The organism is Amycolatopsis sp. WAC 01375 (genome assembly GCF_003947325.1).
In the GTDB taxonomy this organism is placed as follows: domain Bacteria; phylum Actinomycetota; class Actinomycetes; order Mycobacteriales; family Pseudonocardiaceae; genus Amycolatopsis.
Genome location: NZ_QHHW01000040.1, coordinates 135,830 through 156,904, shown reverse-complemented (window position 1 = coordinate 156,904; position 21,075 = coordinate 135,830). Strand labels below are relative to the sequence as shown.

The following is a 21,075-nucleotide window of genomic DNA, read 5'->3' as shown; positions in this document are numbered from 1 at the left end:
ACGAGGGCCTCCAGGTAGCCGGTGCAGATGTCGCAATCCACACCGAACCCGGAGGCCCTCCCCTATTCCAAGATCATCGACCCACGTGTCGCCCCCGTTCACAACCTCCCAGGTCAATACACCTAGGCGCAAGGAAGGGGGCCTTCATGTACTTGGACGGGAAGAGTCAGACGGCTTGGACCTCGACCCCCGCGGCCTCGAACGCCGCCAGCACCTTCGGATCGGCGTTGGAATCGGTGACCAGCGCGTGCACCTCCGGGGTCGCGCAGATCCGCGCGAACGCGCGACGGCCCAGCTTCGAACCGTCGGCGACCGCGACGACGCGTTCGGCCCGCTCGACCATCAGCCGGTTGATACTCGCCTCGCCCTCGTGGTGCGCGAAGGCGCCGGCGTCCGCGTCGAACGCGTCGACGCCGAGGAAAAGCAGGTCGATCGTCAGTTCGCTGAGGACCCGGGTGGCCAGCGGACCGCTGAGCTCGAACGACTGCGGACGCGCGACCCCGCCGGTGACCACGATCTTCACATGCGGCCGCACCGCCAGTTCGTGCGCGATGTTCAGCGCGTTCGTGACCACGGTCAGCCCGGGCGAATCACGGAGACCGGCCAGATCGGACCGCGTGGCCAGCGACCGCGCGACCCCGGCCGTGGTCGTCCCGCCGTTGAGGCCGACCACCATGCCCTGCGCCACGAGCGCCGCCGCGGCGACGCTGATCCGCTGCTTCTCGGGCACGTGCCGCGCGGTCTTGTAGCGCAACGGCAGGTCGTAGGCGAGGTCGTTGGCCACCGCACCGCCCCGGGTGCGGGTGAGCAACTGCTGCTCCGCCAGATGATCGAGGTCGCGCCGGATCGTGGCCGCGGAGACGTTCAGCTCCTCGGCCACGTCCTCGACGTCGATCTTTTCCCGCTGCCCCAGCAGGTCCAGCAGGGTGCTCAGCCGTTCGTGCCGGGCCATCGGCGCCACTCCTAGCTCGCTGCGGCCTATCGCGCATGACGTTGCGCTGTTGGCCACTGTTTCGAGCAGTATGCTGCATCGCGGTTGTCCGTCGCGAGCGGCACGCCGGTCGAGTGGCCCGGCCGCTCACTTCATCCGGAAGTCAAGGTGTTCCGGCAGCGGTTCGTTCGAAACCGCCGCCCAAGTGTCCGATAAAGACGTTTCCCCTTCCCTGATGTTCGCGACTTCGAAACCGGTGCCGTACACGGCCTTGGCCCCGGCGACGTCGCCCTGGGCGAGCAGGGTGCGGGCGGTCAGCAAGGCGATCCGCCCTTCCCGGGGAAGCCCCTCCAGCAGCGCGCTCGCCTCTTCCGGGAGCCCCGCAGCGAGTTGCGCCCCGATCGCCTCGACGACCAATGGCCGCACCGACGGTGCCAGAGCGACTGCCCGGCGGTACAGCCAGGCGGCCTCGTGCCCGGCCGTGGCGACCGCGAGATTCCGCAGTGCCCAAGGGTTCTCGTCCGCCGAGACCGATTCACGCCAGGCGCGGACCGCGTCCGAATGCCGTCCGGCCGCCCAGAGCGCGACACCGCGGTGATACCAGGTCAGCCAGTTCTTCGGGGCGTACTCCATGAGATCCGCCCAGTACCGGTTCACCAGCGTCGGCGGGGGCACGGCGAGCGGATCCCCGTCCGGCGGCGTCCCGTCGAGCAGCGCGAGCCACGGCTCCTGATCCGGCCCGAGCGATTCGTCCGGGAACGGCGTGCCGGGCAGGCACATCGGCGCGCGCCGGTTCTCCAGCGCACCCCAGCCGGAGCCGGTGACCAGGAAGGATTCCGGGGTGACGTCGGCGATCTTCCGCCAGTCGTCGTGGTATTCGTCCATGGCTTCCGCCGACGGCAGGCCGGCGGCGACGGCCTCGCGCGCCGTCGCCCAGTCCTCCCCGTGCGCCGCCGCCGGATCCGCGGTGACCGGGCCATAGGCCTCCAGCCAGTCCCAGCTCTCCCCCGGCGGCAAGCGCAGATGCTCCAGCTGGGTGCGAGCCAGCCCGGCTTGGATCTCCAGGTAGCCGCCGGCGCCTGGGGCAAGCCACTCCTGCCAGCGACGCCCACCGGTGGACTCGCCCCACAGGAACAGTTTCCGGCCGCGCAACCGGCCGGTGGACAGCTGGGCCAGCCCCGTCCCGTCCGCCTCGACGGCCGCTACCCACGGCCTTCCGGTCACCTCGAAGAAGTAGTCCGCCGCGGCTTCGGCGCGGGCCGGATAGGTCAGCTCGCCGGGGACGTCGACCAGATCGAGCCGCCCAGAATAGCCGTAGTGCCAAGCTTGGGTCGCGGGCGCCAGCACACGGGTGCCTTCGTTCTGCGGCACCGCGATGTTCGACCACCAGTACACCGGGACGTCGTAGGGATGCGGGTTCCGCACCCGCACGGCGACGAGCAGCTGATCAGACCCGTCGGGCAGCCAGAAGTCGATTTGATACGGCAGGTCGCGGGTGCGTTCCCACTCCCACAACCGCAGCACCGGCGTGCCGTCCGGGCCCTCGATCTCGGCGGCGAACATCGGCTCGCAGGTCGACGTCGTATGCCCGGTGCTCCCGAGGTTCCACTCGACACCGCCGGCGAACCACGCGTCCCGCAGCGCGAGATTCGCGGGCTGGAACACCGGATTGCGGTAGAGCAGTTCGCGTCCGGACGGCTTGTGCACCAGCGAGTACAGCCGCCCGCCCAGTGACGGCAGTACCGTGGCGCGCAGCTTGTCGTTCTCCAGCACCAACGCCGGAAGCTCGCGTTCCGCGCGCTCCCGGGTGTAGCCGTCCTGAAGCAGGCATGGCAAGGGTGTATCCAGGCGGCCGTAGCCGATGTTCTCCGCCAGGTCCGGCGGCAGCTCGTCCACATTGGACACCTTGGCCACCGCTTCGGGTTTCCGGAGCGGCGGCAACGGGTTCTCCGGCCCCAGCTCGGCGGCCGGGAGCAGCAGACCGGTGCGGTACAGGCGGGTCATGCGTCCGGGAGCCTGTCACCCGTCGCGGCGTCGAACAGGTGCACCGCACCCGGTCGCGGGGTCAGGGAGATCGGCTCGCCACGCTGCCACGGGGCCATCCCCGGAGTGCGAACGGTCAGCACGCGGTCGCCGTCCCGGCAGTAGAGGTACTGGTCGCTGCCCAGTTCCTCGACGACCTCGACGACGGCTTCGAAACCGCCGTCGCCGATCGTCCAGCCCTCGGGCCGGACACCGACGACGATGCCGGGGCCGGTCAGCGCCGAACGCTGCGCCGGGGTCAGCGGCAGCCGCGTGCCACCGGCGACGGCGCCGCCACTGTCCACAGTGGTCTCCAGCAGGTTCATCGCCGGCGAGCCGATGAACCCGGCGACGAAGACGTTGACCGGCTTCGCGAACAGCCCGACGGGCGTGTCGCACTGTTGCAGGATCCCGTCCTTCAGCACGGCGACCCGGTCCCCCATCGTCATCGCCTCGACCTGGTCGTGCGTGACGTAGAGCGTGGTGATGCCCAGCCGTCGTTGCAGGGAAGCGATCTGCGTCCGCGTCTGCACCCGGAGTTTGGCGTCCAGATTGGACAGTGGTTCGTCCATCAGGAACACACTCGGCTCGCGCACGATCGCGCGCCCCATCGCGACGCGCTGCCGCTGGCCGCCGGACAGCTTCGCGGGTTTGCGGTCGAGGTACTCGGTCAGGTCGAGCACGGCGGCGGCCTCGCGCACCTTGCGTTCGCGTTCGGCCTTCGCCATCTTCGCCAGCTTCAGGTGGAAGCCGATGTTCTCCCCCACCGTCATATGCGGGTAGAGCGCGTAGTTCTGGAACACCATCGCGATGTCCCGTTCCTTCGGCGGCAGTTCGGTGACGTCGCGATCGCCGATGTGGATGGAGCCGTCGTCGACGCCTTCCAGCCCGGCGAGCATCCGCAGCGTGGTCGACTTCCCGCAGCCGGACGGGCCGACCAGCACCAGGAACTCGCCGTCGGCGACCTCGAGGTCGAGGCCGTCGACCGCGGGACGTTCCACTCCGGCGTAGAACCGGGTGGTGTCGGAGAAGGTCACGGTGGCCATCAGGTCCTACTTTCCGGCGCCGAGGGTCATGCCGGTGATGATCCGGCGGGCGAGTACGAGGTAGAGCACGAGCATCGGGAGCACGACGATCGCCACCCCGGCGATCAGGCCGCCGTACTCCGACTGATAACTCGCGGCCCCGTAGAAGGTGAACAGCGCGCGGGACAGGGTGAAATGCGCCTGGTCCTTGAGGAACACGATCGCCAGCAGCGTCTCGTTCCACAGGCCGATGGCGTTCAGCGTCAACGCGGTGATCATGCCGCCGCGGGTCAGCGGCAGCATCACCGAGAAGAACGTGCGCGTCGGCGAAGCGCCGTCGAGCGCGGCCGCCTCCTCCAGTTCGTCCGGCAGCGACCGGAAGAAACCGGTCATCAGGAACACCGTGAACGGGATGGACAGGGCCACGTACAGCACGAACAGGCCGTACTCGTTGTCCATGTGCACTTTGCTGAGCACCACGAACAGCGGGATGATCACGGTCTGGAACGGCACGCCCATGCCGATCGCGACGACGTTCGTCATCGGACCGGCGCCGCGGACGCCGAGCCTGGTCAGTGCGTACGCGCAGGGCGCCGAGACGACGACGGTCACGACCGTCGCCAGCCCGACCAGGGCCACGGTGGTCAGCACCGCGTCACCGAAACCGGCGTTGTTCCAGGCGTAGATGAAGTTCCGGAACGGCTTGCCGTTCCGGAACCATTGGTACGGCAGGTCGAACGGCTTGGTGAAGATCTCCACCGGTGTCTTGAACGACGCCGTGAGCAGCCAGTACAGCACCAGGATGTTGCCCGCGGTGAACAGCCACACGATCGTGGTGCCCAGTACCCGCAACGGGCTGAACCGTTTGGAGCCGGGTGCCGGACGCGGTTTGCGTGGCGGCTTGCGCACCGGTTTCGCCGGTCGCCGCGCGGGCGCCTCGACGTCGGTGACGGACATGGGATCTCCCTCAGAACTGGATCGCGTCACGGCGCATCAGACGGCGGAGCAGGACGACGAGCACGGACACCAGCGCGATCATCGCCACCGCGCAGGCACAGGCCGCACCGAAGTCCGGCGTGCCGTTCGAGCCGAAGGTCCGGTCGAACACGTAGATCCCCAGCGTCCACGCCTCGTTGGGCGGGGCGTAGGTGCCGGGACCGGCCAGCACGAACACCAGCTCGAAGATCTTGAGCGCGTTGATCGTCCACAGCACCCCGGCGACGCCGACGACGTCCCAGGTCATCGGCAGCGTGATGTTCCTGAACTTCTGCCACGGCGAGGCGCCGCCCAGCTCGGCGTCCTCGTAGAGATACGGCGGGATGCGGTCGACCGCGGCCATCAGGATGGTGATGTAGAAGCCCGAACTGGCCCAGATCAGCGAAGCGGTCACGACACCGGTCACATTGGACGGTGCGAGGAACTTCGCCGCGTCCGCGCCGAGGCTTTCCAGCACGTAGTTCGCCAGACCCTGTTTCCCCGGCTGGTACTTGAACACGAAGCCGAGGAACATGCCGAGCGCCACCGGCGCCACGATGTTCGGGAAGAACAGGATGGCGCGGACGATCTTGCCGCCCTTCATGTCCCGCAGCACCATGGTGAACAGGAAGGCCAGCGCGAACGTGCCGATCCCGCCGAGGAACACGTAGATCAGCGTGTTGCGGAAGGCGTACTGGAACGAGTCGCTCGCCCACATCTGCGTGTAGTTGGTGACGCCGTTGGGTTCGGGGGTGTCGCCCGCGCCCGCCCAGCTGGTGAAGCTCAGCACCACGGTCGCGAGCGTCGGCAGGACCAGGAAGGCCAGGTACAGCACCAGCGCCGGCGCGGCGAACGGCCAGAACAGCCGTTTCTTGCGGCGCAGATGAGCCCCGGCCTTCACCGCCCGCGCCGGCGTCGTCGGCGTCGTGACCGTCGCCATCAGCCCTGGTTCTTCCAGAACTCGGCGCTCTTGACGGCGAGCTGGTCCACGAACTGCTGCGGCGTGAGCTGGCCCTTCAGCAGCGCGATGTCGGCCGGGTCGAAGACGTCGGTCTGCCATTTGCCGCCGGCGATGCCGTCGATCCCGTCGTACTGCAGGACGTGTTCCTTCTTCGGGTCGTCCAGCGCGGCCTTGACCTGCTTGAGGTCGTCCGGCACGGCGAGGTCGGCACGCGGCACGAGGTTGTCGGCCACGATCGGGATCCCGGCGAGCAGGTCCTTGTTGAGGAAATAGGCGATGAACGCCTTGGCCGCCTCGGCGTGCTTGGCCTTCTTGGTCACCGAGAAGCCGATCGACATCTGCTCGACGGTGTCGTGCGTGGCGCCTTCGGGCATCGGGAACTGGAAGGAGCTGTAATTGATCTTCGTCCCGGCGCCCTGCTTGTCCAGGTACTCACGGGTCTCGCTCGGCGCCCAGCTGCCGACGTAGAGGAACCGGGAGTCGCCATCGGCCCAGCGCTGCTGCACCTGCGGGAACTTCGCCGCGTCCCAGCCGTCGATGAAGTACTTGGGCAGCTTCGCGGTTTCGGTGGCGGCCTTGAGGAAACCGGGCTCGGTCTTCCACGCCTGGCCGGTCTTGTCGGTCGCCGCCTTGTACAGCCCGCCCGCGCCGACGAACCGCTCGGCGAGCTGGGTGTAGTAGTACATGTTGTAGAACGGGATGTCGCCGTCGAGGCTGATGGCGGCCTTGCCGTCGGACTTCGCCTTGTCGAACAGGGCGATCAGCTCGTCCATCGTCTTCGGCTGCTGGATGTCGCCGGCGGTGTCCTTGTTGAACCACCAGGCGCTCGACTGGATCGTGTACGGGACCATGAAGTTGCGGCCCTCGCGGTCCTTGTTCTGCGGGAAGTCGTACGAGCTCGGCGAAAGCACGTCCTTGACGGTCTTGTCGCCCTCGCCGACCTTCATCGCGAACACGTCGTCGACGCTCTGCGTGCCGCCCGGCGTCATGACCGCCGCGCCGACCTTGCTGACGTCCTGGTCGAACAGATCCGGCACCGCGTCGGTGTTCAACGCGGGCACCAGGTTCTGGGTGTAGGCCTTGCGGCCCAGCCACTGCACGTCGACCTTGACGCCGGTCTTCTCCTGGAAGCATTTGAAGGCCTTCTGGAGGACCTTGCCCTGGGGCTCGTCGGCCGTCCACATGGACCAGTACGTGAATTCCTTGTCCGTCGCGGGTTTCACTCCCGCTTCCGGACAGGGCGCGTTGAGGAACTGGTCGACGCCAGGGAGCGCGTTCTCGCCGGTGCCACCGGCCACGTCCCCGCCGCCGCATCCCGCGAGCAGGAGCGCCGCCCCTGCCGTCAATGCCGTCAGCCTGCCTACCCGCATCCGCCACCACCTGGATCGAAGATCACACAAGTTCTGCTTGTTGTTGCGCAGTTTTGTGAGGTTTCACGCACATGTCAACACTCAATCGCGCAAAGTCTGCTCAATCGTCACCTTGACCGGTTCAACATGATCAAGCTTGAGCACTCCCAGCAGCCGCCGCACCTCGGCGGCGACCGCCGCCCTTCCCGCACCGAGGTACTTCCGCGGGTCGACGCGCTCCGGATGCGCGCGCCAGTCTTCCGCGGCCGCGGCGGTGAACACCTTGTTGAGCTGGGTGGCGATATTGATCTTCGTCATCCCGGCCCGCACGGCCTCGGCCAGTCCCTCGTCCGGCACACCCGACGAACCGTGCAGCACCAATGGCACCGGCACCCGCTCCCGCAGGCGCGTGATCAGCTCGAAGTCCAAGGCGGCGTCACGGGTGAGCATGGCGTGCGAGCTGCCCACCGCCACCGCCAGCGCATCGATACCGGTGGACGCGGCGAACTCCGCCGCCTCGTCCGGATCGGTGCGCGCACCGGGCGCGTGGACGCCGTCCTTGCCCCCGACCTCGCCGAGTTCGGCCTCGACCCAGACCCCGTGGTCGTGGCAGTATGCGGCGACTTCCCTGGTCGCGCGCACATTGTCGGTGTAGTCCAGTTTGGACGCGTCGAACATGACGGAGCCGAAGCCGAGCGAGACCGCCTCACGGACGAGATCGGCCGATTCGGCGTGGTCGAGATGCACCGCGACCGGAGTGACGGCGCCTCTCGCCGCGGCCAGCGCCGCCGTGCCCACCGGCGCCAGTGAACCGTGGTACTTCACGGCGTTCTGGCTCAGTTGCAGAATCACCGGCGCTTCCGCCGCGGCCGCGCCGTCGACGATCGCGGTGATGTGTTCGAGCTGGATCGCGTTGAACGCGCCGCAGCCGTGCCGGGCCGCCGCGGCGGCACCGACGATCTCCCCGGTTCCCACCAGAGGCATGACGTCTCCTAATCCGGGCGGGCGCGCACGGCGACCAGCCCCTGTTCGGCTTCGTAGTGCGCGAGGTCGACGTCCCCGGCAAGCGGGCCAAGCACGGCCGCCCCGGACAACGCGACGGCGCGGCGCAGGATGTCCGGCCACGGTTCGGTGCGGCTCAATCCCAATGCCAGCGCCGCGACGACGGCGTCACCGGCGCCGGTGGTATTGCCACTGAGCACAGTGGACGGTGCCGCGTGCCAGGTGCCGGATCCGGTCACCGCAAGCAGCCCCTCCGGGCCCAGCGAGACGACGACGGCGCCCGCCCCCGCCTTGCGTAGTTCGGTCGCGGCGGCCACCGGATCCCGCAGGCCGGTGACCTCGCGCAGTTCGTCGGCGTTCGGTTTGACCACGGACGGCCGCCCGGCCAGTCCGGCGAGCAGCGCCTCGCCGGAAGTGTCCAAGATGGATGGTGCCCGGCCGAGGAGTCCGGCGTATCCCCCGGCGCCCGGCGGCAGGCTGCCCGAGCAGACGAGCACGTCCGGTTTCCGGGCTCGTACGGCCGCCGCAAGCGCTTGCCACTCGTCTTCGGTGAGCCGCGGCCCTGGCTCGTTCAGCAACGTGACCGAGCCGTCGTCCGCCAGGACCGTGGTGGTGCGCCGGGTCTCCCCGCCGATCGGTACCGCGGCGGCCGGAATGCCCGCCGCCGCGAGGTCGCGGACGACGGCGGTTCCCGTCGCGCCGCCTGCCGTGAAGATCGCGCGGACGTCGGCACCGAGTGCGTGCAGCACGCGGGCGACGTTGACACCCTTGCCACCTGCCCGGTGCCGCACTTCCCGCACCCTGTGCACCGCGCCCGGTCGCAGACCGTCCACTGTGTACGTGACGTCCAGCGCGGCGTTCGGCGTGACGGTGACGATCACGGCGGCCTCAGGTCAGCACGACGGAACGGGTGAGGCTGCGGGGGTTGTCCGGGTCGAGTCCCTTGCGGGCGGCGATGGCCCCGGCGACGCGCTGGGCGCGGACGAGGTCGGCGAGCGGATCCAGGCCGCTCTCGACGAACAGGCCGCCCGCGCCGGCGACGTCGTCGGCCAGCCCCTCCGGCGCCTGCCCGAACATCCACGTCACGCGGCCGGGTTCGCTGATGCTGATCGGCCCGTGCCGGTAGTCCCACGCCGGATACGACTCCGTCCACAGCAGACACGCCTCGCGGAACTTGAGCGCGGCTTCGTTCGCGATGCCCACCGACCAGCCGGTGCCGAGGAAGCTGAACTGCTCCGCGGCGACCAGTTCGTCGGGCAGCGGTTCGGCGAGCACGCGTTCGGCCTGGTCGGCGACCGCGGTCAGGTCTTCGCCGAGGTGCGCGCGCAGCATCGCCAGCGCCGTCGTGGCGAACCGGGTCTGCACGACCGAGCGTTCGTCCACGACGGACAGGTCGATGATCGTGTCCGCGGCGGCGTCGATCTCGCGGGGCACGCCGGTGATCGCGATGGTCGGCGTCCTGCCCCGCAGTTTCGCCAGCAGGGCGTGGACCTCGGTCGTCGTACCCGACCGGGTCAGCGCCACGACGTGGTCGTAACCACGGCCCGCCGGGAACTCGGAGGCGGCGAAGGCGTCGGTCTCGCCGAGCCCCGCGGACTCGCGAAGGACGGCGTACGCCTGGCCGATGAACCACGACGTGCCACAGCCGACGATCGCCACCCGCGCGCCCGGCGGCGGCAGCAGATCACTGTTCGCCGAGGCCAGGGCCGCCGCTTCCCGCCAGCAGCCGGGCTGGCTCGCGATTTCCGCCGCCATGAAGGTCCCGCTCATGAACTCCCCATCCGTGCCAGTTGTGCGCAATAGCTGTCACGTTAGGTGCAGTTTTGTGCAACGTCAATGCTCTGTTAGCGCACTTTCACGCATTTGACTCGCGCAGATGTGCATGATGGGCCGGTCGCCTACCGTGGACGGATGCGAATCGTCTCGCTGCTCCCCGCCGCGACCGACTTCGTCGCGACCCTCGGGCTCCTGCCGTCGCTGGCAGGCCGGACCCACGAATGCGACTGGCCCCCCGGCGCGCTGGACGACGTCCCGGTGGTCACGAGCGGCGCGATCGACCACGACGTGCTGTCGAGCCGGGAGATTTCGGCGGCCGTCGGCGGCGAGCATCGCGGTTCGGGCCTGTACTCCCTCGACGCCGGCCTGCTCGCGGCGGCCGAACCCGACGTCGTGCTCACGCAGGACCTCTGTGACGTCTGCGCGGTCTCCTACCGGCAGGTCTCGGAGACCGTACGCACGCTGGACGGCGACACCCGGGTGGTCAGCCTCGAACCGCGAACGCTCGACGGCGTCTTCACCTGCTTGGCCACGCTCGGCGAGGTGCTGGGCGTCCCGGAGCGCGCGGCGGCCGAGGCCCGTCTCCTCCGGGAACGAGTGGACGCGGTCCGCGCCCGGGTCGCCGGACGGCCGCGCCCGCGGGTGGCCGCCATCGAATGGTTCGACCCGCTCTGGCCCGCCGGGCACTGGGTCCCGGAGCAGATCGAAACCGCCGGTGGCGTCCCGTTGCTCGCCGTCGCGGGCGAACACACCCGTCCGATCACGTGGGACACCGTCGTCGAGGCACGGCCCGACGTGCTGTTGCTCATCCCCTGCGGTTTCCCGCCCGAACGGACCGAAGCGGAACTGCATCTACTGAGCGGCTTACCGGGTTGGGACGACATTCCGGCCGTGCACATCTTGGACGGGCCGGCCTACTTCAACCGTCCCGGACCCCGTGTCGTCGACGGCGCGGAGATCCTCGCCGACCTCCTCCACCCGTGACCGGCGTCACGTCCGAAGCTGTCACAACCTCTCCGGCCCACTCGTCATGTGTGCAGGAACCGACGGAGAGGAAAGATCATGGAACCGCGCGTCAACCTGTTCGAGAACGAGGTCATCCTCAAGTACGCCAAGCGTCTCGGCGCCGCGAACCGGCCGATCGAAGAGTCCTCGCTGCCGCACGCGACCCAGGAACTGGTGAAGCTGCGCGCCAGCCAGATCAACGGCTGCGGCTTCTGCACCGACATGCACAGCAAGGACGCCTCGCACGCGGGCGAGACCTCGGTGCGGCTCAACCTGGTCGCCGCCTGGCGGGAGGCGAACGTGTTCACCGAGCCCGAGCGCGCGGCGCTGGCGCTCACCGAGGAGGGCACCCGCATCGCCGACGCGCACCACGGTGTCAGCGACGAAACCTGGGCGCAGGTACGCAAGCACTACGACGACGAGCAGATCGGCGCCCTGATCGCGCTGATCGCCACGATCAACGCGTACAACCGGCTCAACGTCATCGCCAGGACGCCGGCGGGCGACTACCAGCCCGGCATGTTCGACTGATCCTCGCGTCCAGCGACAACAGGATCGCTTCGCCGGACAACGATCGAGCCGCCACGGGCTGATAAACCTGCGGAAACAAGCGATCCGGAGGTTCAGCCCGTGCGACTCGACGTCCGTTTCTTCCCGGTGACCGGGACTCATCCGCTCAGCACCGACCTCGTCGGACTCCGCGCGAACTTCCACTACGGCTCCGGGAACGTGCTGGAGCAGCACTACGCGGACCGGACGACGATGATCTGGACGGGTGTGTCCGGCGACTTCGCCGGTGTCCGGCAGAAAGAGGCGACGCTGCGTGTCTTCGAAACCGGACCGGCGCAGTACTTCGTCACCTGGTACGAAACCGGGACCGTCGCGACGGCCGCGCACGGCGAGATCTTCGACGGCGGTTACCCCATTGCGGTGATGGCCGACTTCGACCGTCTGGTCGCGACGGCGGCATATACGAATCCGCGCGAGGACGGCGGGCAGTATTTCCTGGTCGACCAGGCGACCATCGAGATTCTGGAGCGGCCGCACGGGTGGCCGTCCTTTCCCGCGACAAAGTCCTCCGCCGGAAGTTGACCCGGAGCGCGAGCATCCGTCCCGATCGAAGAGCGGGCATCTGACGGTGCCGCACGGCGTCGCGCTGTACGTCGGCGCGGTCCTGCTGGTCCTCCCGTCACTCGCCGCCAAGCCTGCGGGGCCGGCGTCGCTGATCTCCAAGCGGGGCAAACGTGGCGTGTCGATTCCGGTCAATCCTCGCGGACTCCGCACCTCCCGCCATCACCCAGCGCTGATGGGCAAGCGATACGCGCACAGAGACAAAGGTCGCGGGGCAGCCGCTCCCATACTGGCCGTCCAGCGGAGATGAGGAGCAGCGAATGAGCCGGGACGACACGTCGCTCGCGAAGAACGTCTTGGGCGTGCCAGGCATCGTCTTCCTCGTGCTCGCCGCGGTCGCGCCGTTGACCGGGATGATCGTGATCGCGGCCATCGGGATCGCGGTCGGGAACGGCGGCGGGATGGTCGCGGCCTTCCTGCTGGCCACGGTCGTCCTGTTGCTGTTCGCGGTCGGCTACGCGCAGATGTCGCGGGTGCTCACCAGCGCGGGCGGCTTCTACGCCTTCGTGGTCAAGGGACTGGGCAGGACGCCGGGGCTCGTCGCCGGTTTCGTCGCGATGCTGGGCTACAACTGTTTCGTCGCGGGCGCCATCGGCACGAGCGGGTTCTTCACCTCCACGGCGATCGGCGACGTCTTCGGGCTCCACCTCGATTGGCTCTTCTGGAGCGCGGTTTCGGTGGTGCTGGTCCTTCTGCTCAGCCGCCGGGGAATCGCGGTGAGCGCGAAGGTGCTGGGAGTCTCGCTGATCCTCGAGGTGTCGATCCTGCTGGTCATGGACTTCAGCGTGCTGTTCCGGCACGGCTTCTCGTTCGCCGCCTTCAGCCCCTCCGTGCTGTTCCAGGGTGCCGGCGGGCTGGCGTTGTTGTTCGCCGCCAACGCTTTCATCGGTTTCGAGGCGACGGCACTGTTCGGCGAGGAGGCCAAGGATCCCAAGCGGACGATCCCGCGGGCGACCTACATCGCCATCGGGTTCATCGGGGTGTTCGCCGCGTTCACGACCTGGGCCGTGGTCAGCGCGATCGGCGCCGAACAGGCGCAGGACGTGGCCGTCGCACATCTTTCGAGCGGGGATCTCGTGCTCTCGGTCGCACAGGAGTATCTCGGCGGCCCGCTGACCAAGGTGATGTTGCTGCTTCTGGTGGTCAGCCTGTTCGCGGCGTTGCTGGCGCTGCACAATTCGGCGACCCGGTATCTGTACGCGCTGGGCCGGGTCGGCGTGCTGCCGCGACTGCTGGGCAAGACCAGTCCGCGCAACGGAGCACCGCGCTACGCCTCGATCGTCCAGCTGGTCTTCGGCTCGGTGGTGGCACTGGCGTTCCGGCTCGCCGGGCTCGACCCGGTCGCCGACCTCACCGCGAGCATGACCGGCTTCGGCACGCTGGGCATTCTCACCCTGCAACTGTTCGCGGCGGTCGCGATCCTGGTCTATTTCCGCCGGACGCGGGATCGCCGGGTGATGAAGACGCTGATCGCCCCCGGGCTGGGCGCGGTGGGGCTCGGGATCATCGTGACGCTGGCGATCCTCAACTTCCCGACGCTCGCCGGGTCGAGCAACGGCGTCGTCCCGCATCTGCCGTGGCTGCTCCTGGTGGTCGCGCTGGCCGGGCTGGCACTCGCCGGCTGGCTGCGCAAGTTCCGGCCCTCGGTGTACGCGGCGTTGGAGACCGATCTGGAACGCGACGCCGCGCCGAAGCCATCAGAGACTGTTGGTCAGTGAGAGGTTGAACGAGTAGCGCGAGGCACGGTAGACGTGCCAGCCGTATTCCACGACCTTGCCGGAGTCGTCGTAGGTGGTGCGTCGCATGGTGAGCAGCGCCGCGCCCGGCTCCTCGTCGAGCAGTTCGGCGTCCTCTTCAGTCGCCTGCCGCGCGCCGACGTTCTGCTGCGCGGCGTGCAATCGGACACCCGCCGAGCGCAGTAACTGATAGAGCCCCTTGTCCCGCAGTTCGTCGTCGGCCGGGTCGATGAGGCCGTCGGGCAGGTAGTTGTTCATGATCGCCAGCGGTTCGCCGCCGGTCGAGCGCACCCGCTTCAGCCGCCGGACGTGGGTCAGGCCCGGTGTCTCGAGATGCTCGACCGCCTCGTCGTCCGCGGGCTCCACCCGGTTGACGAGGACGACCGACTCCGGCCTGTCCCCGAGTTCGCTGAGATCGTCGAAGAGGCTGCTCAACCGCAGCGGGCGGGCGACCTTGGTGCGGACGACCTGGGTGCCGACCCCGCGTTTGCGGACGAGCAGCCCCTGGTTGACCAGCGACTGGATCGCCTGGCGGATGGTCGGCCGCGACAGGTGCAGCCGCGCGGCCAGGTCCAGCTCGTTGTCCAGCCGGGCGCCGTTCGGCAGCCTGCCGTCTTCGATCGCGGCGCCGAGCTGCCTGGCGACCTGCGAGTACAGCGGCTCCGGGCCGTTCGGATCCACCACGATCTCACCGGGTGCCCAGGGTTTCATGCGCGGAGCCTACCGCGACGAGCGACTATGACCTTATGTCCATATGTCTTGACAAAGTCTCCGAGCGCTTGCGAAGGTCGAAGCACCACGCGAGCCTGGAGGAACGAAAGTGTCGGACACAGTGCGCCGGATAGTCGCCGCGCGGGTACGCGATCCGGGGGCCGTCGCGGTGGCCGCGGCCACCCGGATCCGGGCGAAATCGCCGTTCAACGACAAGGGCCGGACGATGATCATCGCCGCGGACCATCCGGCGCGCGGCGCGAACGGTGTCGGCGCCGATCCGCTCGCGATGGCCGACCGCGGCGAGCTGCTCGACCGCCTCGGCCTGGCGCTGGAACGCCCCGGGGTCACCGGCGTGCTGGCGACCCCGGACATCATCGACGATCTGCTGCTCCTCGGCGCCCTCGACGGCAAGACCGTCATCGGGTCGATGAACCGCACCGGCCTCGCGGGATCGAGTTTCGAGATCGACGACCGGTTCGCCTGCTACGACGCCGAAACGATCGAGCGGATGCGGTTCGACGGCGGCAAGACGCTCACCAGGATCTGCCTGGGCGACCCGGCGACGCCGAGCGCGCTCGAGAACACCGCGAAGGCGGTCAACGACCTCGCCGACCGGAAGCTGATCGCAATGGTCGAGCCGTTCCTCTCCGAGTGGGCCGACGGACGTCTGCGCAACGACCTCTCCCCCGATGCCGTGATCCGGTCGATCACCATCGCCTCCGCGCTCGGCCGCTCGTCGGCGTACACCTGGCTGAAACTCCCGGTGGTCGAAGACATGGAGCGCGTGCTGGCCGCCTCGACGCTGCCCGCCGTACTGCTGGGCGGCGAGGTCAAGGATCCCGACGCCGCGTTCGCCGCCTGGCAACGGGCGCTCGCACTGCCGACCGTGCAAGGCCTCGTGGTCGGCCGCTCCCTGCTCTACCCGCACGACGGCGACGTCGCCAAGGCCGTCGACACGGCCGTCGGACTGCTGTGAACACCTGTGGAGGACAACGCGTGAAGACCATCGACCACTGGATCAACGGCACCGCGACCACGGCGGGCTCCACCCGCACCGCGCCGGTGTTCGACCCGGCCGCGGGGCGCCCGCGGGCGCAGGTGCTCCTCGCGGAACCGTCCGATGTGGACACCGCGGTGTCCGCCGCGGGCAAGGCCTTCGAGACGTGGGGCGATTCGTCGCTCTCGCAGCGGACCAAGGTGATGTTCGCCTTCCGCGAGTTGCTGGTGAAGCACGAGGACGAACTCGCCAGGATCATCTCCTCCGAACACGGCAAGGTGATCGACGACGCGCGCGGCGAGATCGTCCGCGGCCGCGAGATCGTCGAGTACGCCTGCGGGATCGCCGACGCGCTGAAAGGCGGCTTCTCCGACCAGGTCTCGCGCGACGTGGACGTGCACGACTTCCGGCAGCCGCTCGGAGTGGTCGCCGGGATCACGCCGTTCAACTTCCCGATCATGGTCCCGCTGTGGATGCATCCGATCGCCATCGCGGTCGGCAATACGTTCGTGCTCAAACCCAGCGAGCGGGTCCCGTCCGCGTCCCGGCTGGTCGCCGAACTGTACGCCGAGGCCGGCCTTCCGGACGGCGTGTTCAACGTGGTCAACGGGGACAAGGTCGCGGTCGACGCGATCCTGGAGCATCCCGGTATCGCAGCCGTGTCGTTCGTCGGCTCGACGCCCATCGCCAAGTACGTCCACGAACGCGCGACGGCCACCGGCAAACGCGTGCAGGCGCTGGGCGGGGCCAAGAACCACGCCGTCGTCCTGCCCGACGCCGATCTCGAGTACGCCGCGAACCATCTCACGGCCGCCGCGTTCGGTTCGGCCGGGCAGCGCTGCATGGCGATCTCCATCGGCGTCGCCGTCGGTTCGGCGGGTGACCGGCTGGTCGAGATCCTCGAACGCAAGGCGGCCGAGATCAAGGTCGGCCCCGGGTACGAAGCCGGCAACGACATGGGCCCGGTGGTCACCGAGGCCGCGCGGCGGCGGGTGATCGACTCCGTCGCCCTCGGGGCGGAGCAGGGCGCGACCGTGGTGGTCGACGGCCGGGAGCTGAGCGTCGCGGGGCACGAGACCGGTTTCTTCGTCGGACCGTCCCTTTTGGACAAGGTGACCACCGGGATGTCCGCGTATCGCGACGAAATCTTCGGGCCGGTGCTCGGGATCGTGCGGGTGTCCACTCTGGACGAAGCGATCGAGCTGATCAACGCCAACCCTTACGGCAACGGGACCGCCGTCTTCACCGGCAGCGGCGAGGCGGCGCGGCGCTTCCAGCGGGAGGTGAAGGTGGGGATGATCGGGGTGAACGTGCCCATCCCGGTGCCGATGTCGTACTACTCCTTCGGTGGCTGGAAGGACTCCCTCATCGGCGACAGCCCGATCCACGGCCCGGCGGGCGTCCGGTTCTACACCCGGGCGAAGGTCGTCACGACGCGATGGCCGCACTCCGCAGCGGGCTTCAACTTCCCGACGTCCAGCTGACCCACGCAATTGGTCACCTACTTGCGGTGTGAGTGAGCGCAAGTAGGTGACCAATTGCGAGTGGGGTCAGCCCACCTCTTGCCGCTGCCGCTTCCCGACGATCCGCCAGCCGACCGCGAGCACCACGACCAGCACCGGGATCGAATAGAACGCGATCTTCTCGGCACCGTCGGAGAAGCCCATCAGGACGACCACCAGCGCGAGGAAACCGAGCGTCGCCCAGCCGCTGTAGGGCGCCCACGGCATCCGGTAGGACGGCCGTTCCAGCTCCCCGCGCAGCGCCGCCTGGCGCATCCGCATCTGGCAGAAGATCAACGTCGCCCAGGTGGTGATCACGCCGAGCGAGGCGATCGCGATCGCGATGTCGAAGGCGTCCTTCGGCACCAGGTAGTTGAGCACCACGCCGAGCACGTAGGCGCCTGACGTGAACAGGATCCCGCCATAGGGCACGTGACGGCCGCTCATCCTGCCGACGAACTTCGGCGCCTCGCCCTTGTCCGCGAGCGCCCGCAGGATACGGCCGGTCGAATAGAGCCCGGAGTTGCAGCTCGACAGCGCCGCGGTGAGCACGACCGCGTTCATCACGTCGCCGATCCCCGGGATCCCGAGCCTGCTGAACACGGTGACGAACGGGCTCTCGCCGCCGTTGTAGAACGGCCACGGCAGCAGCATCGCCAGCATCAGCACGGATCCCACGTAGAACACGCCGATCCGCCAGACCACCCCGTTGATCGCCTTCGGCAGCACCTTGCGGGCGTCCTTGGTCTCACCGGCGGCGATGCCGACGACCTCGATCGCCGAGTACGCGAAGATGACCGCCTGCAGCGTCATCAGCGCGATGCCGATGCCCGCCGGGAAGAAACCGTTGTGGGCGGTCAGGTTGTGCACGCCTGCCGTGGTGCCGCCGATGTCCGCGCTGGTGAGCACCAGCCCGGTCGCGGTGACCAGGAAGACCACGATGGCCAGCACCTTGACCACCGAGAACCAGAATTCCAGCTCGCCGAACAGTTTCACCGAGAGCAGGTTCACCAGGATCAGCACGCCGAGCGCGACCAGCGCGGTGATCCACTGCGGCACGTCGGGCAGCCACTTGTGCACGTAGATCGCCACCGCGGTGATCTCCGCGATGCCGGTCATCGCCCAGTTCACCCAGTACATCCAGCCGGAGGCGAAACCCGCCCACGGCCCGATGAACTTGCGGGCGTAGGTGACGAAACTGCCGGAGGTCGGCTCGTGCAGCACGAGCTCACCGAGGGCGCGCATCACGAAGTAGGCGGCGATACCGCAGAGCGCGTACGACAGGACCAGCGAAGGCCCGACCTGGTGGAGCTTGCCGCCGGCACCGAGGAACAGCCCGACGCCGATCGCGCCGCCGATGGCGATCATCTGCACTTGGCGGTTGCCCAGTGCTTTTGAGTAGCTTTCACCTTTTTCGGTGAGCAGCGAGGAATCCATGGTTGCCAGACGCTAGAGCGTGTGCGGCACGTCACCCAACAGTGCTAAGGAAGACTTAAGGTGTGCGGGACGTCACCCAGGTGGTTTAACCGGATTTTCCCGTTTCGATTTGACAAGTTCACCCGCGAACCCCGATCTTCGCGCGCGAAGACGCACTTCTACGCTACGGCCGTGGACCTCGCAGCGCTGCTGGACCGGATCGCCGACGACGTCGCGCCGGAGATCGGCCGCGGCTCCGTCGCGGACTACATCCCCGCCCTGGCAAGGGTCGAACCCCGGCAGTTCGGCATCGCGGTGGCCGAAGTGGACGGTCGGGTGCACGGCGTCGGCGACTGGGAGGTGCCGTTCTCCATCCAGAGCATGTCGAAGGTCTTCACCTTGGCGCTCGCGCTCTCCCATGGCGACGGGGTGTGGGAGCGGGTGGGCCGTGAGCCGTCCGGCAACCCGTTCAACTCGCTGGTGCAATTGGAGAACGAGGACGGAATCCCCCGCAATCCGTTCATCAACGCCGGCGCGCTGGTGGTGACCGACGAACTGGCGCACCACGGCGATGCGGCGGAAACACTGCTTCGGTTCCTTCGTGCGGAAAGCGGCCGCACGGCCATCGGGATCGACGACGAGGTCGCCGCTTCGGAGGCCGCGCACGCCGATCGCAACCGCGCGCTCGCCTATTTCATGGCGTCGTACCGGAACATGCGGCATCCGATACCCGCCGTCCTCGATCAGTACGTGCGTCAATGCTCGATCGCGATGAACTGCGGCGACGTCGCGCGCGCGGCGGTGTTCCTCGCCCGCCACGGCGTTCGCAACGACGGCACCCGGCTGCTCGAGCGAAGCGCGGCCAAGCGGGTCAACGCGGTGATGCTGACCTGCGGCACCTACGACGCGGCGGGCGAATTCGCCTACCGGGTCGGGCTTCCCGGCAAAAGCGGCGTCGGTGGCGGCATCGTCGCGATCGTCCCTGGCCGGTGCGCGATCTGCGTGTGGAGCCCCGGACTGGACCCTCGCGGCAACTCCGTCGCGGGCGTCGCGGCGCTGGACCGGTTCACCACCCTGACCGGCTGGTCGATCTTCTGATCGGTTCCGTGCTCGACCAGCGGAGGCTCGGAAAGCAGCGCGTGGAGACGATCCAGGTCCTGCCCACGAAGAGGAGCGGCTCAGGTGCTGGGCCGCCCCATTTCGTGCCCCGGCCGCCCCTCGGTCCGCCGTTGCCGCTTGATCCGCTCTTCGTGCAGGTGCCGCCGCCCTCCGGTCAAGTCTTCGGCGACCTCGCGGGTCAGATCGCGGTAAGCCCGGTAGTAGCCGTCGTCGTACTCCTCGATCAGCTGGAAGGTCCACCGGTCCGGCAGCACGTTGAGCCCGATCAGCTCGGTCTCGATCCGCTCGGCCCAGTCCGCGTGCCCGGCCTTCCGGAGCCCTTCGACGGCCTCGCCGAGGGCGAAGTCGGCGGTTCCGGTGAGGTGGTGGAAGGCGTACAGGTGGCCGCGCGCCTGTTCGACTGTTTCGAGCGCGAAGACCAGCTTTCCGACGGCGTCGACGGTCGCGGCGTCGGGTTCTGGGGATGAGTCCGGCATAGGCGATGACTTCCCCGGAGCCGGCGTCTTTACACCCCGGCGACGGCGATCCGGACGAACGAGCGGATCAGCGGACTCTCCCGCCCGGTCACCCACGCCACGACGAGCGGGCTCGGCGGCATATCGGCCAGCGGCACCCAGGTGAGCCCGTCGGGCAGCGCGTGCCCGAGCGGCGCGATCCCTGCCGAGCCGTTCCACAGGACGGCCTGCAGGCATTCGCTGACCGTGCGCACCACCGGACCGGTGGGCCGTTCCCCGATGGGCGCCGCCCCGTTCCAGTACTCACGCCACCGCGGATCCGTCCCGTCCGGCAGCTGGAACCAGGGCCGATCGGCGACGTCGGCCAGCCTCAGCGACTCACGACCGGCGAGTGGGTCGCCGGTGCGCAGGACCAGCCCCACCGGGTCGGAGCGCAGGACGCGGACGCTGATGCCGGTCTCGTCGAACGGCGACCGGGTCAGCGCGACGTCGGCCAGCCCGGCGAGCAGGCCGGTGGTGGGATCGGTGAAATCCGCCTCGCGGAAGCGGATCGAGACCTCGGGATGGCGTCGCCGGAACGCCTCGGCCAGCCGGATGCCCGACTCCCCCGCTCCGTCGGCGAGGGTGCCGATGGTGAGTGTGGCGGGGCCTGCCGCCGCCGTCACCAGGGCGCGGGCGCGTTCGGCCTGGTCCAGCAGGGCGCGGGCCTCGTCGTACAGGATGGTCCCGGCGGCGGTGGGTTCGACGCCGGCGGCCGAGCGGAGCAGCAGGACGACACCCAGCTCGTTCTCCAGCTGCCGGATGGCCCGGCTCAGCGGCGGCTGGGTCATGTGCAGCCGCGCGGCGGCCCGGCCGAAATGCCTCTCCTCGGCGACGGTCACGAAGTAGCGCAGCAGTCGGAGCTCCATCACCAGCGATGATACCCATCAGGTATCGAGACCAGAGGATCGGACTTGGAC

20 protein-coding genes are annotated in these 21,075 nt (G+C 68.7%); 7 read left to right on the top strand and 13 right to left on the bottom strand.

The annotated features are described in order from the left end of the window. Positions 1-166: 166 nt before the first annotated feature. The 9 genes from DL991_RS29120 to DL991_RS29080 form a co-directional block, all read right to left on the bottom strand. Entirely contained in the window at positions 167-952 is a 786-nt protein-coding gene (locus DL991_RS29120) for a DeoR/GlpR family DNA-binding transcription regulator (RefSeq protein WP_125787539.1), read from the bottom strand. A gap of 126 nt (positions 953-1,078) precedes the next feature. After that, positions 1,079-2,935, bottom strand: a complete 1,857-nt coding sequence (locus DL991_RS29115) for a DUF5107 domain-containing protein (RefSeq protein WP_125787538.1) — start codon at positions 2,933-2,935, stop codon at positions 1,079-1,081. Continuing rightward, positions 2,932-3,999, bottom strand: coding sequence for an ABC transporter ATP-binding protein (locus DL991_RS29110; protein WP_125787537.1), 1,068 nt, complete (start codon positions 3,997-3,999; stop codon positions 2,932-2,934). The genes DL991_RS29115 and DL991_RS29110 overlap by 4 nt, the downstream gene beginning before the upstream one ends. Before the next feature lie 6 nt (positions 4,000-4,005). After that, positions 4,006-4,935, bottom strand: a complete 930-nt coding sequence (locus DL991_RS29105) for a carbohydrate ABC transporter permease (protein ID WP_125787536.1) — start codon at positions 4,933-4,935, stop codon at positions 4,006-4,008. 10 nt (positions 4,936-4,945) lie between these two features. Continuing rightward, positions 4,946-5,893, bottom strand: a complete 948-nt coding sequence (locus DL991_RS29100) for a carbohydrate ABC transporter permease (RefSeq protein WP_125787535.1) — start codon at positions 5,891-5,893, stop codon at positions 4,946-4,948. Further along, on the bottom strand, positions 5,893-7,284 hold the full coding sequence (locus tag DL991_RS29095) for an ABC transporter substrate-binding protein (protein ID WP_125787534.1): 1,392 nt from the start codon (positions 7,282-7,284) through the stop codon (positions 5,893-5,895). The genes DL991_RS29100 and DL991_RS29095 overlap by 1 nt, the downstream gene beginning before the upstream one ends. Before the next feature lie 81 nt (positions 7,285-7,365). Then, positions 7,366-8,247 carry a class II fructose-bisphosphate aldolase gene (locus tag DL991_RS29090; RefSeq protein ID WP_125787533.1) on the bottom strand — a complete coding sequence of 294 codons (882 nt, stop codon included), beginning with the start codon at positions 8,245-8,247 and terminating at the stop codon, positions 7,366-7,368. An 8-nt stretch (positions 8,248-8,255) separates the two neighbouring features. Further along, positions 8,256-9,146 (bottom strand): 1-phosphofructokinase family hexose kinase, encoded by an 891-nt coding sequence (locus tag DL991_RS29085; protein WP_125787532.1) that lies wholly within the window; start codon positions 9,144-9,146, stop codon positions 8,256-8,258. 7 nt (positions 9,147-9,153) lie between these two features. Continuing rightward, the gene (locus DL991_RS29080) at positions 9,154-10,035 is read right to left on the bottom strand and encodes an SIS domain-containing protein (protein WP_125787531.1); all 882 of its coding nucleotides are present in this window, start codon (positions 10,033-10,035) and stop codon (positions 9,154-9,156) included. A gap of 141 nt (positions 10,036-10,176) precedes the next feature. Between DL991_RS29080 and DL991_RS29075 the strand changes: the two genes are divergently transcribed. The 4 genes from DL991_RS29075 (at position 10,177) to DL991_RS29055 (ending at position 13,895) form a co-directional block, all read left to right on the top strand. Further along, on the top strand, positions 10,177-11,025 hold the full coding sequence (locus DL991_RS29075; protein WP_125787530.1) for a cobalamin-binding protein: 849 nt from the start codon (positions 10,177-10,179) through the stop codon (positions 11,023-11,025). Between the two features lie 78 nt (positions 11,026-11,103). Continuing rightward, the gene (locus DL991_RS29070; RefSeq protein ID WP_125787529.1) at positions 11,104-11,577 is read left to right on the top strand and encodes a carboxymuconolactone decarboxylase family protein; all 474 of its coding nucleotides are present in this window, start codon (positions 11,104-11,106) and stop codon (positions 11,575-11,577) included. Positions 11,578-11,676: 99 nt separating this feature from the next. Further along, positions 11,677-12,138, top strand: a complete 462-nt coding sequence (locus DL991_RS29065; protein ID WP_125787528.1) for a MoaF C-terminal domain-containing protein — start codon at positions 11,677-11,679, stop codon at positions 12,136-12,138. A 299-nt stretch (positions 12,139-12,437) separates the two neighbouring features. Beyond that, positions 12,438-13,895: an APC family permease gene (locus tag DL991_RS29055; protein ID WP_125787526.1), complete on the top strand. Its 1,458-nt coding sequence runs from the start codon at positions 12,438-12,440 to the stop codon at positions 13,893-13,895. On the opposite strand, the gene DL991_RS29050 is transcribed toward DL991_RS29055, so the two are convergent. Continuing rightward, positions 13,875-14,624: a GntR family transcriptional regulator gene (locus DL991_RS29050; RefSeq protein ID WP_125787525.1), complete on the bottom strand. Its 750-nt coding sequence runs from the start codon at positions 14,622-14,624 to the stop codon at positions 13,875-13,877. The genes DL991_RS29055 and DL991_RS29050 overlap by 21 nt on opposite strands. A gap of 109 nt (positions 14,625-14,733) precedes the next feature. Here DL991_RS29050 and DL991_RS29045 point away from each other — a divergent pair, with 109 nt between their 5' ends. Continuing rightward, positions 14,734-15,603 (top strand): aldolase, encoded by an 870-nt coding sequence (locus DL991_RS29045; RefSeq protein ID WP_125787524.1) that lies wholly within the window; start codon positions 14,734-14,736, stop codon positions 15,601-15,603. A 20-nt stretch (positions 15,604-15,623) separates the two neighbouring features. Beyond that, entirely contained in the window at positions 15,624-17,108 is a 1,485-nt protein-coding gene (locus DL991_RS29040; RefSeq protein WP_125787523.1) for a CoA-acylating methylmalonate-semialdehyde dehydrogenase, read from the top strand. A 66-nt stretch (positions 17,109-17,174) separates the two neighbouring features. Here DL991_RS29040 and DL991_RS29035 read toward each other — a convergent pair whose 3' ends face one another. Next, complete coding sequence (locus DL991_RS29035) at positions 17,175-18,563, bottom strand: amino acid permease (protein ID WP_125787522.1); 1,389 nt, start codon at positions 18,561-18,563, stop codon at positions 17,175-17,177. 171 nt (positions 18,564-18,734) lie between these two features. Between DL991_RS29035 and DL991_RS29030 the strand changes: the two genes are divergently transcribed. Then, positions 18,735-19,640 (top strand): glutaminase, encoded by a 906-nt coding sequence (locus DL991_RS29030; RefSeq protein ID WP_125787521.1) that lies wholly within the window; start codon positions 18,735-18,737, stop codon positions 19,638-19,640. A gap of 80 nt (positions 19,641-19,720) precedes the next feature. On the opposite strand, the gene DL991_RS29025 is transcribed toward DL991_RS29030, so the two are convergent. Both DL991_RS29025 and DL991_RS29020 read right to left on the bottom strand, forming a co-directional pair. Continuing rightward, a complete protein-coding gene (locus DL991_RS29025) occupies positions 19,721-20,137 on the bottom strand; it encodes a hypothetical protein (RefSeq protein WP_125787520.1) in 417 nt (138 codons plus the stop codon). A 29-nt stretch (positions 20,138-20,166) separates the two neighbouring features. Then, a complete protein-coding gene (locus tag DL991_RS29020; RefSeq protein ID WP_125787519.1) occupies positions 20,167-21,024 on the bottom strand; it encodes a LysR family transcriptional regulator in 858 nt (285 codons plus the stop codon). Positions 21,025-21,075: the final 51 nt, after the last annotated feature.

What these genes read in the sequence shown, in the direction of transcription:
- DL991_RS29120 (WP_125787539.1), bottom strand. Translation starts at nt 952, where the DNA reads ATGGCCCGGCACGAACGGCTGAGCACCCTGCTGGACCTGCTGGGGCAG.
- DL991_RS29115 (WP_125787538.1), bottom strand. Translation starts at nt 2,935, where the DNA reads ATGACCCGCCTGTACCGCACCGGTCTGCTGCTCCCGGCCGCCGAGCTG.
- DL991_RS29110 (WP_125787537.1), bottom strand. Translation starts at nt 3,999, where the DNA reads ATGGCCACCGTGACCTTCTCCGACACCACCCGGTTCTACGCCGGAGTG.
- DL991_RS29105 (WP_125787536.1), bottom strand. Translation starts at nt 4,935, where the DNA reads ATGTCCGTCACCGACGTCGAGGCGCCCGCGCGGCGACCGGCGAAACCG.
- DL991_RS29100 (WP_125787535.1), bottom strand. Translation starts at nt 5,893, where the DNA reads ATGGCGACGGTCACGACGCCGACGACGCCGGCGCGGGCGGTGAAGGCC.
- DL991_RS29095 (WP_125787534.1), bottom strand. Translation starts at nt 7,284, where the DNA reads ATGCGGGTAGGCAGGCTGACGGCATTGACGGCAGGGGCGGCGCTCCTG.
- DL991_RS29090 (WP_125787533.1), bottom strand. Translation starts at nt 8,247, where the DNA reads ATGCCTCTGGTGGGAACCGGGGAGATCGTCGGTGCCGCCGCGGCGGCC.
- DL991_RS29080 (WP_125787531.1), bottom strand. Translation starts at nt 10,035, where the DNA reads ATGAGCGGGACCTTCATGGCGGCGGAAATCGCGAGCCAGCCCGGCTGC.
- DL991_RS29075 (WP_125787530.1), top strand. Translation starts at nt 10,177, where the DNA reads ATGCGAATCGTCTCGCTGCTCCCCGCCGCGACCGACTTCGTCGCGACC.
- DL991_RS29070 (WP_125787529.1), top strand. Translation starts at nt 11,104, where the DNA reads ATGGAACCGCGCGTCAACCTGTTCGAGAACGAGGTCATCCTCAAGTAC.
- DL991_RS29055 (WP_125787526.1), top strand. Translation starts at nt 12,438, where the DNA reads ATGAGCCGGGACGACACGTCGCTCGCGAAGAACGTCTTGGGCGTGCCA.
- DL991_RS29050 (WP_125787525.1), bottom strand. Translation starts at nt 14,624, where the DNA reads ATGAAACCCTGGGCACCCGGTGAGATCGTGGTGGATCCGAACGGCCCG.
- DL991_RS29035 (WP_125787522.1), bottom strand. Translation starts at nt 18,563, where the DNA reads ATGGATTCCTCGCTGCTCACCGAAAAAGGTGAAAGCTACTCAAAAGCA.
- DL991_RS29025 (WP_125787520.1), bottom strand. Translation starts at nt 20,137, where the DNA reads ATGCCGGACTCATCCCCAGAACCCGACGCCGCGACCGTCGACGCCGTC.
- DL991_RS29020 (WP_125787519.1), bottom strand. Translation starts at nt 21,024, where the DNA reads ATGGAGCTCCGACTGCTGCGCTACTTCGTGACCGTCGCCGAGGAGAGG.